The 12,730-nt window shown below is 39.3% G+C and carries 14 protein-coding genes; 5 read left to right on the forward strand and 9 right to left on the reverse strand.

Features of this window, described 5'->3' with window-relative positions; translation table 11 throughout:
• Positions 1-270: 270 nt before the first annotated feature.
• From B4F08_RS15765 to ftsY, 4 genes are all read right to left on the reverse strand, one after another.
• Positions 271-933: a DUF2057 family protein gene (locus B4F08_RS15765; RefSeq protein WP_151707615.1), complete on the reverse strand. Its 663-nt coding sequence runs from the start codon at positions 931-933 to the stop codon at positions 271-273.
• Positions 934-1,129: 196 nt separating this feature from the next.
• Complete coding sequence (locus B4F08_RS15770) at positions 1,130-1,723, reverse strand: nitroreductase family protein (protein WP_086209179.1); 594 nt, start codon at positions 1,721-1,723, stop codon at positions 1,130-1,132.
• Positions 1,724-1,901: 178 nt separating this feature from the next.
• On the reverse strand, positions 1,902-2,588 hold the full coding sequence (locus B4F08_RS15775) for a nitroreductase family protein (protein ID WP_291375279.1): 687 nt from the start codon (positions 2,586-2,588) through the stop codon (positions 1,902-1,904).
• Between the two features lie 193 nt (positions 2,589-2,781).
• Positions 2,782-3,888 carry a signal recognition particle-docking protein FtsY gene (ftsY, locus tag B4F08_RS15780; RefSeq protein ID WP_291375280.1) on the reverse strand — a complete coding sequence of 369 codons (1,107 nt, stop codon included), beginning with the start codon at positions 3,886-3,888 and terminating at the stop codon, positions 2,782-2,784.
• Between the two features lie 190 nt (positions 3,889-4,078).
• Between ftsY and B4F08_RS15785 the strand changes: the two genes are divergently transcribed.
• A complete protein-coding gene (locus B4F08_RS15785; protein ID WP_291375282.1) occupies positions 4,079-5,458 on the forward strand; it encodes a M16 family metallopeptidase in 1,380 nt (459 codons plus the stop codon).
• Between the two features lie 11 nt (positions 5,459-5,469).
• Entirely contained in the window at positions 5,470-7,050 is a 1,581-nt protein-coding gene (locus B4F08_RS15790) for a M16 family metallopeptidase (RefSeq protein ID WP_291375284.1), read from the forward strand.
• Here the strand turns inward: B4F08_RS15790 and B4F08_RS15795 are convergent.
• Together B4F08_RS15795 and B4F08_RS15800 are read right to left on the reverse strand one after the other, a co-directional pair.
• Positions 6,974-7,297, reverse strand: a complete 324-nt coding sequence (locus tag B4F08_RS15795) for a hypothetical protein (RefSeq protein WP_291375286.1) — start codon at positions 7,295-7,297, stop codon at positions 6,974-6,976. The two genes, B4F08_RS15790 and B4F08_RS15795, sit on opposite strands and share 77 nt — an antisense overlap.
• Positions 7,298-7,427: 130 nt before the next feature.
• Positions 7,428-7,787, reverse strand: coding sequence for a hypothetical protein (locus tag B4F08_RS15800; protein ID WP_086209174.1), 360 nt, complete (start codon positions 7,785-7,787; stop codon positions 7,428-7,430).
• 217 nt (positions 7,788-8,004) lie between these two features.
• Between B4F08_RS15800 and B4F08_RS15805 the strand changes: the two genes are divergently transcribed.
• The 3 genes from B4F08_RS15805 to B4F08_RS15815 all read left to right on the forward strand — a co-directional run bounded on the left by B4F08_RS15805 (position 8,005) and on the right by B4F08_RS15815 (position 9,325).
• The gene (locus tag B4F08_RS15805) at positions 8,005-8,238 is read left to right on the forward strand and encodes a hypothetical protein (RefSeq protein ID WP_004697075.1); all 234 of its coding nucleotides are present in this window, start codon (positions 8,005-8,007) and stop codon (positions 8,236-8,238) included.
• A 142-nt stretch (positions 8,239-8,380) separates the two neighbouring features.
• Positions 8,381-8,761: a DUF2750 domain-containing protein gene (locus tag B4F08_RS15810; protein ID WP_110975741.1), complete on the forward strand. Its 381-nt coding sequence runs from the start codon at positions 8,381-8,383 to the stop codon at positions 8,759-8,761.
• A gap of 132 nt (positions 8,762-8,893) precedes the next feature.
• Positions 8,894-9,325 carry a CBS domain-containing protein gene (locus B4F08_RS15815; RefSeq protein ID WP_110975742.1) on the forward strand — a complete coding sequence of 144 codons (432 nt, stop codon included), beginning with the start codon at positions 8,894-8,896 and terminating at the stop codon, positions 9,323-9,325.
• A 100-nt stretch (positions 9,326-9,425) separates the two neighbouring features.
• On the opposite strand, the gene trpB is transcribed toward B4F08_RS15815, so the two are convergent.
• The 3 genes from trpB to B4F08_RS15830 are packed head-to-tail and all read right to left on the reverse strand — an operon-like array spanning position 9,426 to position 12,727.
• The gene (trpB, locus tag B4F08_RS15820) at positions 9,426-10,634 is read right to left on the reverse strand and encodes a tryptophan synthase subunit beta (protein ID WP_119065059.1); all 1,209 of its coding nucleotides are present in this window, start codon (positions 10,632-10,634) and stop codon (positions 9,426-9,428) included.
• A 40-nt stretch (positions 10,635-10,674) separates the two neighbouring features.
• Positions 10,675-11,862, reverse strand: a complete 1,188-nt coding sequence (locus B4F08_RS15825) for a vWA domain-containing protein (RefSeq protein WP_086209170.1) — start codon at positions 11,860-11,862, stop codon at positions 10,675-10,677.
• A gap of 13 nt (positions 11,863-11,875) precedes the next feature.
• Entirely contained in the window at positions 11,876-12,727 is an 852-nt protein-coding gene (locus B4F08_RS15830) for an AAA family ATPase (RefSeq protein WP_058869668.1), read from the reverse strand.
• Positions 12,728-12,730 lie beyond the last annotated feature (3 nt).

Raw genomic sequence — 12,730 nt, forward strand, 5'->3', positions numbered from 1 at the left:
ATCTTCTCAATGGTTCGTCACCATTAAGACCTCCACCTCAAGTTGTTCACTATATTGCGTTGGTGTGCTGCGTATTCTATATGGTTTTATTTGTAACGCAAGCCCATTCATATAAATATTTCAAGAAAACCACCTGACTGGTTATTTTTAAATCAAAATATCTATTTTAGATTAAATTATAGACAATATTTGCAGTTTATCCACTATATAAATGCGCTATCTAAATAATAAAAAACAGCTAATGCTGTTTTTTATTATTTAGTGAGTAGATTATTGTGCTTGTTCAGCTAACCAAGTCATAAACGCTTGGCGTTCAGATTTCGATGCACTTTTCCAAGTATTAATTAATTGCTGAGCATTGTTAGCACTTGGCAGATCTTTTGGTTTCACTACTTCAGCTTTTCCTACCACTGCTTGTGACGTATATATCGGTGCAGGCTGCGCAATCGTAGTTGCTTTTTGAGTGAGATCAGTTGGCGCATCATTAAATAAATTTTTCAGAATGCCAGAGCTTTGCGTTTTACTGCCTTTTTGTTCGACCAACAATTGATTCTTGGCATCATATAAACCAAAAACGGGCTGTTTAGCATATGCCTTTGCATCATCATGGTTTTGTGGCGGATTGAGTAAAGCTAAACGATAGGTCTGCTGATCTTGTAGAATTGGAGTTTTAATGTTCACCACACCAGAGCGAACAATATCATGCGAACCAATGCCAGGATGCTCTTCAAAGAACTGGATATAACGAACACTGATAATATTTTCGCCTGCATCAATACTATATGTACTGTCTGAACTAAATAAACGACTCTTGACCTCTTGCCCATTTAAACCTTCAATTTTAATTTCTTCAGGCGCGGTAATGGTTACTGCTGAAAATGCGGAAGTACTCAACATCAATACTACTGTTGCAAGGGTTGCACGTAAGGTCATTTTTACACTCTATCCGTTGTTTATTAAAGTTTAGTTGCACTATGCAGTGTATAAATGACAATTTTATGACAATTTCTGAGCCTAGAACCAACCTACAACTACAATATATATTGCTAAGCTTTTATATTTTAAAGATAAATACCCAAACAAAAAAGAGCAGATCTACTCTGCTCTTTTTCATTTTAAAAACTAGCTATTAATTGAATGTTTTAAAGCGATCCGCTTCCGCCATAAATGTTTTCTCACCCGCAGGTGCTTCAATAGAACCAAAAACAAGTTGTGCACGCAATTTCCAATTACTAGGAATTTCAAAAAGCTCCGCGATTTCAGCATCTACGATTGGGTTGTAGTGCTGCAATGACGCACCAATGTTGTGTTCAGATAAAGCTGTCCATACAGCAAACTGAGCAATTGCAGAGGAATGTTCAGACCAAACGGGGAAGTTATCTGCATAAAGTGCAAACTGTTCTTGTAATGATTTTACAACATCCTGATCTTCATAAAATAAAACCGTGCCATAGCCTGCTGAAAAACTATCAAGCTTTTTATTTGTCGCCTCAAACGCAGCTTCAGGAACAATTTTACGTAAAGTTTCACGTACGATATTCCAAAACTGTAAATGCGACTCACCAAATAAAGTCACAATACGGGAAGTCTGTGAGTTAAATGCCGATGGACTGTGATTTACAGCTTCCTTAATGAGTGACTCGATATTTGCTGGTGTTAAATCAACATTTTTACCAATTGCATAAATAGTGCGACGCTGTTTGATTTGGTCTAAAAATGACATGTTATTTTCCTCAATGATCTCTCGATCTCGTTATATGTGATTCGTATTTATCATAATCATTATTTTAAATTTGAACATGCTTAATTGAGCGACATAGTGTCTTAAAAATAGAACAATCTTAATTCGCTCATGATTTAAAACATAAATACTCGATTAGCTCAATCTCACCGTCAATCCACTAAGCATAAATCATAAAGCGTTCTTCATCTTTATGCTGTTCTTTTTCAGCGGTTTTTTCCTCTATCGAACCAAAGACCAATTGCGCACGTAACAGCCAATGTTTTGGAATCTCAAAAACTTTTAAAATGTCAGCGTCAATACTCGGGTTATAATGTTGTAATGACGCACCCAAACCCGCATCTGCTAAACATGTCCATACAGCATATTGGGCCATACCTGAAACTTGCTCAGACCAAACTGGAAATTCTGCCGCATCAAAAGGAATTTTCTTTTGTAACTGTTGGATGATCTGCTGATCTTCATAAAATAGAACTGTACCAAATCCTGCCGAGCATTGATCAACCTTCAGTTCTGCACCAGCAAAAATATGCGCAGGGACTAACTTGCGTTGCACTTCTTTTACGACATTCCAAAAGTGATGATGCGCATCGCCCATTAAAATCACAATACAAGTACTTTGTGAATTATGTGCCGAAGGACAACTTCGCACGGCCTCTTGGATCAATTCAGCTAAATACACCTGACTTAAATGTACACGCTTCCCTAAAACATAAATACTACGGCGCTTTTTTAGTTGATCGATAAATATGGTTTGTTTTAGGTCTTCTTTGTGATTTTTTTTAAATTTTAAGTCTTTGGTTAAATCCTTTGTTAGAACTTGTCCAATTTTATGTAATAAAGCCATACCGTGTTCCCCAAAATGTACAGTGATGCCTATTGTGTTAGGCGTTAGTGTAATCGCAGGAGAATTACTTATATTTACTATGTGATTCCTAAATGTTTGTTTTAAAACAAACAAATTGAATAAAAAAATAAACTCCGCATTTAGCGGAGTTTATGTGACTGATCTAACACTTTAAAAATAGTGTTGTTCAAGCTTATTTCTCTGTTTCAAACAAAGCAGCAACAAAGGATTTTGCAGAGAAAGGGCGTAAGTCGTCAATTTTCTCACCCACGCCAATGAAACGAATTGGAACATGCGTACGACTGGCAATATTAAACAGCACACCGCCTTTCGCAGTGCCGTCGAGTTTGGTAATCGTTAGACCTGTCAAACCAACCGCCTCATCAAACATTTCTACTTGATTAATCGCATTTTGACCTGTTCCTGCATCAACCACCAACATAACTTCATGTGGCGCAGTTGCATCAATTTTTTGCATGACACGTTTTACTTTGGTCAACTCTTGCATGAGATGACCTTTGTTATGTAAACGGCCTGCGGTATCTGCAATTAAAACATCAATCCCTTTGGCACGTGCACTTTCAAACGCATCGAAAATTACAGAAGCACTGTCAGCACCATGACCTTGTGCAACTACGGCAATATTATTGCGCTCGCCCCAAATTTGAAGCTGCTCGGTCGCCGCCGCACGGAAAGTATCCCCCGCAGCAAGCATCACTTTTTTGCCTTCACCTTGTAAACGCTTTGCCAATTTACCAATAGTTGTGGTTTTACCTACACCGTTTACACCCACCACCAAAATCACATACGGTGTTTTGTTTGGGTCAATATGCAAAGGTTTAACACGCGGCGCGAGTAACGCTACCAACTCTTCTTGAAGCGCTTTATACAATGAATGCGAATAAATTAAATCACCACGTGCAGTACGTTCAGTTAAGTTGGTAATGATGGTTTTCGTTGCATCAACACCAATGTCTGCAACTAAAAGTTGCTCTTCAACTTCTTCAAGCAGTTCATCATCAATCTCCTTACCTCCGATCAAAATATTGACCATACCATCAGCAAGGTTTTTACGGGTTTTGGTTAACCCTTCTTTCATACGGCTAAAGAAACCGCCTTTTGCAGACGCCTCTGCTTCTTCTGAGCTTGTTTCAGCAACCACAACTGGACTAACAACTGTTTGCTCTTTTGTTTCAACGATTGGCACATTGACCACAGGTAAACTTGGTAATGTGACATCGTCATCCCCGATATCAGCATCAATCAAAAATTTGTTCTGCTCATTAGATTGCTGTTGCATGCCGAATCCTTGAAAAGCACTGCGTTAAAAAAGACGGATTCTACCATAAAAGATAGGCTTTCGCTTAGTAACAATACTTTATGTAAACACTTAACAAATCAATACTTCTGGTGCTTGATCTACTTCGCATTTTTCTTAAGAATGGTTATTTATTGAAATGCTTTCACTTCAACCTGAGCCCCAATTTTATATGCATCACTTATTAGTCACGCATTCTTATAAAAAAAATTTAGTTGCACTGGGTTTAACTCTACTTTGTTTACCTATAACAAGCTATGCACAAATACGTAGTGAGCTTACTCGCAGCAGTTTTGAAACTACTTTAAGCAATGGCTTACAGGTGATTATCCGTGAAGATCACCGCTCCCCAATGGTCATGACCCAAATTTGGTACAAAGTCGGTAGCACTGATGAGTCAGGAAATACAACAGGTATCTCTCATGTACTAGAACATATGATGTTTAAAGGAACATCTAAAGTACCGAACGACGAATTCAGTCGCTTGAGTCGTATCTATGGTGGCAATGTCAATGCGGCCACATTTACCAACTACACCAATTACTATCAGCTTTATCCAAAAACATACTTCCCGATGGCTTTAGAGCTAGAAGCCGACCGCATGAACAATCTTCTGCTACGCCAACAAGACTTTGACCCTGAAATTAAAGTGGTGATGGAAGAACGACGCCTACGTACCGATGACAACCCACGTTCACTCGCGTTCGAACGTTTCAAATGGATTTCTTACCCAACTAGCCATTATCGTCAACCCGTCATCGGACACATGAAACACTTGCAAAATATCACTCTAGATGATGTTAAACAGTGGTATCAAAAATGGTATAGCCCCAATAATGCGATCTTGGTAATTGTGGGTGATGTCAATGCAGAATCTGCCCTTAGACAAGTTCAAAAATACTTTGGCGATATCAAAAGTCAGCCTACACCTGTACGCAATGATGTGACTGAGTTTGAAAACATTGGCTACCGTCACATGGAACAGTATAGCAATGTTGAAGTGCCCAATTTATATATGGCTTGGAATGTCAAATCACTTGCAACAACAACCAATTCAGAAGACGTTTACGCGCTCACACTCATTCGCAGCTTATTAGATAGCGGAGTCAGTTCCAGGTTGCAACAGCGCCTTGTTCGTGACAAAAAGCTGGCTACCGCACTCAGCGTGAGCTATGACCCCTATAACCGTGGTGACAGTTTATTCACCATCTCAGCACTACCTGTAAATGGCGTAACACTGCCCGAACTACAAAAAGCCATAGAGCAAGAAATTGACCTACTCAAAACAGAACTTGTTAATCCTAAAGAATTAGAACGTATTAGCACACGCTTTGTTGCCAATCTTATTTATGGCCAAGATGACATAGTCGGGCAAGCCAAACTGATCGGAAATTTAGCGGTAAACGGTATTGATTACCGCATAATGGATCAACTTCCACAGCGTTATGAGGCCATCACGCCAGAAGACATTCAACGAGTCAGCCAAACGTCTTTTATAAAAAATAACTTAAGCACCTTATACCTCCAACCAGAAACTCAGGCAGAAAAATGATGGAGAATAATATGTCAAAGTCTAAGCTTTTATTTCTTGCATTGTCTGCCCTTTGTACGACCAATGTAATTGCAGAAATCAATACAAATCCTATAACCAATGATGATCCAAATTCATTACAGTCTATTTCGTCATTACAAAGCCTAAAACAAGTCAAAACAGCTGAACTCTACACAGCGCCGCATGTCCATGAGCTAAAAAATAAATACAAAGTTCGAAGTTTATTCGTCGAATCACCAGCCCTTCCAATGGTAGATATTCAACTCACCTTTAATGCAGGTTCTGCACGGGATATAGAAGTCGAAAAAGGACTTTATGGCGTAGCAAATATGGCGGCACAGTTGATGGATGAAGGTACAACTCAACATGATGCTGTAGAGATTGCCAACGCCTTTGAACACGTCGGTGCACGTTTTAGTATGGCTGCACATCGAGACATGTTTGTGGTTCGACTGCGTTCTCTATCTGATCCAAAGAAGCTTGATGCAGCTGTCAACACCATGCTTGAAGTCCTAAAAGATTCCACCTTCAAAAACAACAGTATTCACTTAATGGTGAGTAATACTCAAGTAGGACAAAAACAACTCAAAGAAAGCCCAAGTCGTTTGATGAGTATTCGCTTTTACCGTGCATTATATGGTTCGCACCCCTATGCAGAACCGATTACTGGTACCAATGGCAGCATTAAAAAAATTAGTACACAACATTTAAAAAAGTTTCGTGATGAATTCTTGGTCAGCAAAAATATGAACATAGCCCTTACAGGCCAACTCAGCGTAAAACAAGCCCAAAAACTGGCTGAACGAATCAGTGCCGCACTTCCGCAAGGAGAAACTGCAAAAACACTTGCCGTTCCACAAGACAAATCAGACTTTGATATTCAACATATTGTATTTAATTCAGCACAAGCTCACGTCACGATGGGACACCTCTCCACCACACGTGATGACCCTGACCGCCTAGCACTCGAACTGGCTAACCGCATGTTTGGTGGTGGCGGATTTAATTCAGTCTTAATGAAAGAACTTCGCGTCAAACGAGGCTATACCTATAGTGCAAACAGTAGTTTTACATTTAGTCAGACCGCTGGGAGCTTTAGCTTGAGCTATTCAACCCAACAAGATCAGCTGATGGACAGTATCCAAGTAGCGCATAAAGCACTGGTCGACTTTGTTCGCCAACCCATCGACGCACAGCAACTCGAAGAAACCAAAGCTGGTATGTTACGTAGCTTACCCAATAGCTTTAGTAGTAATGCCAATATCAATGCCCAACTGGGTTCTATGGGTTTTTATCATCAAAATATTAACTATTTGTCTGACTATCCGAAACGTCTCGCCGAGATTAGCCCAACAGATGTTCAAAATGCGATACGTAAACACTTGCACCCTGAAAAGCTTACCTTAGTTATTGTAAGTAAGAGCTTAGACAAAGTTCAACTTAGACATATTTTAGAGCTAAATCTTGATCCCAATATCAAGCAAAGCATACCTCATCCTGATCAGATTCCTGCAATTATTGAACCTCTGGAGCCAATGCCGGAAGCTGCTTTGCCCGACTCTGCTCAAACTGATGAGCCTGCATTAATCTAAAATAATCAATATAAGTAATGCGGGTTTCCTGAATAAGGCTTTGCGCCATCTCTTGAGTTTCTGGGAAAACAGCTTGATGCGACAAACGACTGACATTTTCAAATTGGGTTGGAGAAATAGGTCGAGACAAAGCGAAGCTAGATATCAGCAGAATGACCAGAATGATCAATAACATGAGACCATTATAGATTTGTACCAGTGTAATCTGTGTTTTTAGTTTAAAAATTTTTTGGATCGCAATATGCATAACCTACCTCTAGTTGAACTAGTGTAAGTAGCGAATTGCAGAATCACAAGTTGAAATGCTGAAAAATATCCCCATTAATGGTTAAAGAGAACATAATTTCAGCAAGTCATCTTGTTTCCAAACATGAAGCTTAGCTAACAATGCTACGAATCACTGCGAAATAAAGGACCAAGGCAATCACAACCAATGCAATGACAATGGCGAAAGCCCCTACGCCATTTTCTGCATCAGAAGGATGAGCTGGGTCATCATCGGCAATTCGTACCAGTTCGCCATTGTAGGTTTCATAAAAATCAACCCGTTGATTTTCATCAAGCTGTCTTGTGAAATCGTATACTCTTTTACGCTGTGCCAAACAAAAATCCCCGAGATGAATTTCTTGATGGAAAACTGCTTCATCTAATTGTGTGCGGTGATACTGTGCCAATGCGACAATTTGCGAAACAGTTGGAGGCATATCAAATTCAAAACCGTCTAATGTCTTTGTCATGTTATTCTCCTTATAAATTACAGTTTCCTGTTTTATTATCATATTCAATCTTTTGACTGTTCATTGTTTAATCATGTAAACTGTAATATATAAAGTATAAGTGACAATATATTTGACAATTCAAGCAATTTGTAATAAATATTTAACATTAGCGTGATATTTATATCTAAAGGTAAAAATACCTTTAAGTGATCATAATTAGAATAAGGAGCTTAATATGATTCAACAAATCTCTCATCATGACCTAGAACATGCGTATGCGGATGCAGTAAACACCATTCAATCACAAATGAACTTTGTCGAAGCGGTACAACAGTTAGAAAGCGTTGCTCGTGCTGGTCACGGTAAAGCTGCCCTATTTTTAGCTGAGCTTTATTACCAAGGTTTCCGCGTAGAACGCGACTCGCTTAAAGCACAATATTGGCAACAACTTGCCACCATGAAAGCATAATAAAACGTCACTTAGGTGGCGTTTTTTTTTGAACCTAACATTTTGAAATGACATATTTATTTACATAGTAATGCAAAGCTTACACTGAACTTTCATCTTATTTATTTAAAATGGGCTCATGTTTCTTACACGACATAAGGCTATGTACAAAATTTTGAAACTACAACCTATTTCAAATCATTTATATTTAAAAATTAATATTTTAAGAGGCATGATGTACTGCGGTATCCTATGGGGACTTTACCACCCCGAACAACAAGGTTGGGCGATGACTTCGGATCATGATGACTATGTTTTCCCTTTCTGGCTCAATGGCTTACATGCACACCAATATGCTCAACTTCACTGGCCAAACTATGTGCCTAAAAAAATCACCCCGCATGATTTTCAAAGCGCTTTACTTCCAACACTTTCACGTTTAAACGTAACACCCGCACTATGTAATGGTACAAAACGTATTAAACTCAGTACGTCTCAAATGCGTCACTTTTTCTTTAATGACAGTATTTTATTGCCAGCTTAGTTCTGATCCTAAAAGATAAACACAGAGAAGTTGTTTATCTTGTTGGCAGAAATGACTGCAAAGTATTTGCTTTTTTTAAAATTCGCGTTAATTTAAATATAAAACAATAACCACAACAAAAGGATATATCCTATGACCAATGTCGCTCAAGTCTTACATGATAAAGTACATAAAGATATTTTCACCATTAGCCCTGATGCTACAGTATTTGAAGCAATTTCACTTATGGCAGATAAAGGTATTGGTGCGGTTGTGGTCACTCATGAACAACAAGTGGTTGGTATATTGTCTGAACGCGATTACATGCGCAAAGTCATGTTGATGGAACGTAGTTCAAAACAAACTACCGTCAAAGAAATTATGACAGCAAAAGTGCTGACCGTCACAACCTCTGTAACTGTCGAAGAATGCTTAGATCTTATGACTGACCGTCATTTACGTCATTTGCCTGTGGTTGAAGAAGGTATCTTAATCGGCTTTATTTCTATTGGAGATTTGGTTAAAGCCGCGATGGATGACCAAAAGAAATTGATTGATCAACTCCAGCAATATATTTCAGGTTAGCTCTAAGTTTTATATTGGGAAAATACTATAAAACAATAATTTAAAATAAAAAATCCCTGCGTTAAGCAGGGATTTTTTATACAAACCTATCAGCTTTAACTCAATTTAAGCCCAATTTAGCTGCAACATAGTCTGCATCTTTGTCACCACGACCAGAAATATTGACCACAATTTTTAAATCTTTACTGAGCTTTGGCGCTTCACGAAGTACCCATGCCACTGCATGTGAACTTTCAAGTGCGGGAACAATCCCTTCAACACGAGACAAGCGCATAAATGCATCTAAACATTCTTGATCAGTTGCAGTGGTGTATTCGACACGACCTAAATCTTTCAGCAGACTATGCTGTGGACCAACACCAGGATAGTCGAGACCTGAAGCGATGGAATGTACTGGTAACGGTTCACCCTGCTCATCTTCAAGGACATAACATGCCATACCATGAATTTGACTTGGCTTCCCTAAAGTTAAGGTTGCTGAGTGCATATCGGTATCCAAACCATGACCAGCAGGCTCTACACCAATCAATTTCACATCTGCATCGTTTAAAAATGCTGTGAAAGCTCCAATAGCATTCGAGCCACCACCCACGCACGCGACTACATAATCAGGGTTTGAACCAAAACGCTCATGCGTTTGCTCTTTAATTTCTTTACCAATAATCGACTGGAAATCACGTACCATCATTGGAAATGGATGCGGTCCTACAACAGAGCCAATAGCATAAATATAATTGGTTGGGTCTTTTAAATACTCTTCAAAAGCACTATCTACTGCATCTTTGAGTGTTGCAGTACCACGTGTTACTGAAATAAGTGTTGCACCGAGAATTTTCATCTTGACGACATTGGGATGTTCTTTTTCAATATCGACCTGCCCCATGTGGATTTCACATGGAATACCGACCAAAGCACAGGCTGTTGCTAGTGCAACGCCATGTTGTCCTGCACCCGTTTCTGCAATAACTTTGGTTTTGCCCATATATTTTGCAAGTAGTGCTTCACCCAAACAGTGATTAATTTTATGTGCGCCTGTGTGGTTTAAGTCTTCACGTTTAAGGTAAATCTGTGCCCCACCCAACTGTTCAGATAAGCGTTTCGCATAAAACAAAGGACTTGGACGACCAACATAGTGCGCAAAAAGATCAGCAAGCTCGGTTTGGAATGCCTCAGTTTCACGGATTTTTGTGTAAGCAACATTAATCTCGTCCATTGCCTCTTTCAAATGTGGAGGAATAAACTGTCCACCATAAGCCCCAAAAAAGCCCTCTGTGTTGGGCAAAGCAATACCGTTTATTTGATGATCCATTTGACGATCCTATTTTTTAAATTTGCTTTATATCAGTCAGTTAGCGAGCTAAATACTTAGTCATATCCTCAACGCCTTTTAAAGTCATTGGGTACATATGATCTTCAAAAATTTGCTTAATTAAACCAATCGTATGGGTGTAATGCCAATAACGATCTTCTTCTGGATTTAACCATGCAGTTTTCTCAAAATGATTGCGTAGGCGGTGTAGCCAAACACTTCCTGCCTCGTCATTCATGTACTCAACCGAACCACCAACTGAATTGAGCTCATAGGGTGCCATTGAAGCATCTCCCACCACAATCACACGATAGTCGCGTCCATAAGTATTGAATAAATCCCATGTATTCATGCGCGTAGTAGAACGGCGAACATTATCTTTCCACACATAGTCATATAAACAGTTATGGAAATAGAAATATTCTAAAGTTTTAAACTCAGTTTTCGCTGCACTGAAAAGTTTCTCGCATTGAGCAATGTGTGAATCCATCGACCCACCCACATCAAATAACATTAAAACTTTAATACGATTACGGCGCTCAGGTACAAGTTGCACATCAAGTATGCCTTGCTTCGCCGTTTCACGAATCGTGCCGTTAATGTCCAACTCTTCAGCAGCCCCTTGTCTCGCAAACTTGCGCAAACGTCGCAGTGCCATTTGCATTTGACGAGTACCGAGAATCTGCTCATCATCCAAGTTCTGATATTTGCGTTGTTCCCAAACTTTTACAGCAGAACGTTTACGTCCCGGCCCGCCAATACGTACCCCTTCTGGATGATCACCATAAGCACCAAAAGGAGAGGTTCCTCCCGTGCCAATCATTTTGTTTCCACCCTGATGTTTTTTATGCTGTTCCCGTAGACGTTCTTCCAGCATTTTCATCAGTTCTTCTAATGAACCCGCTTTTTTTAACTCTTCACGCTGCTCTGGAGTTAAATGTTTTTCTAAGAGTTCTAAATCAAACCAATCTTTAGGGAGCTGTTGGACTTTATTGAGTAAATCATCCAAATCAAAAGTTGAAATGCCATCAAAATAGTCCTTCATGCCTCGGTCAAATTTATCAAAGAAGCGTTCATCCTTCACCATAATGGTTTTGGCGAGTTGATAAAATTCGTCTTGATCGGCAAAGACTAAACCTGAAGCTACAGCTTCATTCAGATCAATTAGTTCACGTGTTGAGACAGGAACACCGTATTTACGTAAGGTATAAAACAAGCGCACAAACATGCGTGTTTCTCCTTTAACGACGTGACATAAAGGCTAAACGTTCAAGCAACTGCACATCTTGTTCGTTTTTAATGAGCGCACCATACAAAGGCGGAATTGCTTTGGATTTGTCATGATTACGCAATACATCTTCTGGCATGTCATCTGCCATCAGCAAGCTTAACCAATCAATAAGCTCTGAAGTCGATGGTGGTTTTTTTAGACCCGGAACTTGACGTAATTTGAAGAAAATTTGCAAAGCCTCATTGACCAAAGCCGTTGAAACTTGCGGGAAATGTACATCAATAATTTCACGCATAGTCGCTTCGTCTGGAAATTCAATATAGTGAAAAAAACAACGGCGCAAAAATGCATCTGGTAGTTCTTTTTCATTATTTGAAGTAATAATCACAATTGGACGTTGTGATGCTGTAATAGTTTCGCCCGTCTCATATACATAAAAAGACATCTTGTCCAATTCATGCAATAGGTCATTTGGAAACTCAATATCTGCCTTATCAATTTCATCAATCAATAAAACACAGCGTTCTTCACTGGTGAACGCTTCCCACAATTTACCCGGTTTAATATAGTTTTTAATGTCATAAACACGGTCGTCACCCAATTGGCTATCACGCAAACGCGAAACCGCATCATATTCATATAAACCTTGCTGAGCTTTTGTGGTTGACTTGATGTGCCAAGTCAATAATTTTAAGCCTAAGCTTTCAGCCACTTGTTCTGCCAGTAAAGTTTTACCCGTACCCGGCTCACCTTTGACCAATAAAGGCTTTTGCAAACTACGTGCAGCTTTTACAGCAAGTTTTAAACTATCGGTAGCAATGTACTGATCTGTACCCGTAAATTGTTGCGTTTCAACAGACATGAT

The sequence above is a fragment of the Acinetobacter sp. UBA6720 genome, assembly GCF_002454215.1.
Taxonomy (GTDB): Bacteria; Pseudomonadota; Gammaproteobacteria; order Pseudomonadales; family Moraxellaceae; genus Acinetobacter.

Bases quoted from the DNA above. Each gene is read 5' to 3' on its own strand.
- B4F08_RS15765 (WP_151707615.1), bottom strand. From the start codon at position 933: ATGACCTTACGTGCAACCCTTGCAACAGTAGTATTGATGTTGAGTACT.
- B4F08_RS15770 (WP_086209179.1), bottom strand. From the start codon at position 1,723: ATGTCATTTTTAGACCAAATCAAACAGCGTCGCACTATTTATGCAATT.
- B4F08_RS15775 (WP_291375279.1), bottom strand. From the start codon at position 2,588: ATGGCTTTATTACATAAAATTGGACAAGTTCTAACAAAGGATTTAACC.
- ftsY (WP_291375280.1), bottom strand. From the start codon at position 3,888: ATGCAACAGCAATCTAATGAGCAGAACAAATTTTTGATTGATGCTGAT.
- B4F08_RS15785 (WP_291375282.1), top strand. From the start codon at position 4,079: ATGCATCACTTATTAGTCACGCATTCTTATAAAAAAAATTTAGTTGCA.
- B4F08_RS15790 (WP_291375284.1), top strand. From the start codon at position 5,470: ATGTCAAAGTCTAAGCTTTTATTTCTTGCATTGTCTGCCCTTTGTACG.
- B4F08_RS15795 (WP_291375286.1), bottom strand. From the start codon at position 7,297: ATGCATATTGCGATCCAAAAAATTTTTAAACTAAAAACACAGATTACA.
- B4F08_RS15800 (WP_086209174.1), bottom strand. From the start codon at position 7,787: ATGACAAAGACATTAGACGGTTTTGAATTTGATATGCCTCCAACTGTT.
- B4F08_RS15805 (WP_004697075.1), top strand. From the start codon at position 8,005: ATGATTCAACAAATCTCTCATCATGACCTAGAACATGCGTATGCGGAT.
- B4F08_RS15810 (WP_110975741.1), top strand. From the start codon at position 8,381: ATGTACAAAATTTTGAAACTACAACCTATTTCAAATCATTTATATTTA.
- B4F08_RS15815 (WP_110975742.1), top strand. From the start codon at position 8,894: ATGACCAATGTCGCTCAAGTCTTACATGATAAAGTACATAAAGATATT.
- trpB (WP_119065059.1), bottom strand. From the start codon at position 10,634: ATGGATCATCAAATAAACGGTATTGCTTTGCCCAACACAGAGGGCTTT.
- B4F08_RS15825 (WP_086209170.1), bottom strand. From the start codon at position 11,862: ATGTTTGTGCGCTTGTTTTATACCTTACGTAAATACGGTGTTCCTGTC.
- B4F08_RS15830 (WP_058869668.1), bottom strand. From the start codon at position 12,727: ATGTCTGTTGAAACGCAACAATTTACGGGTACAGATCAGTACATTGCT.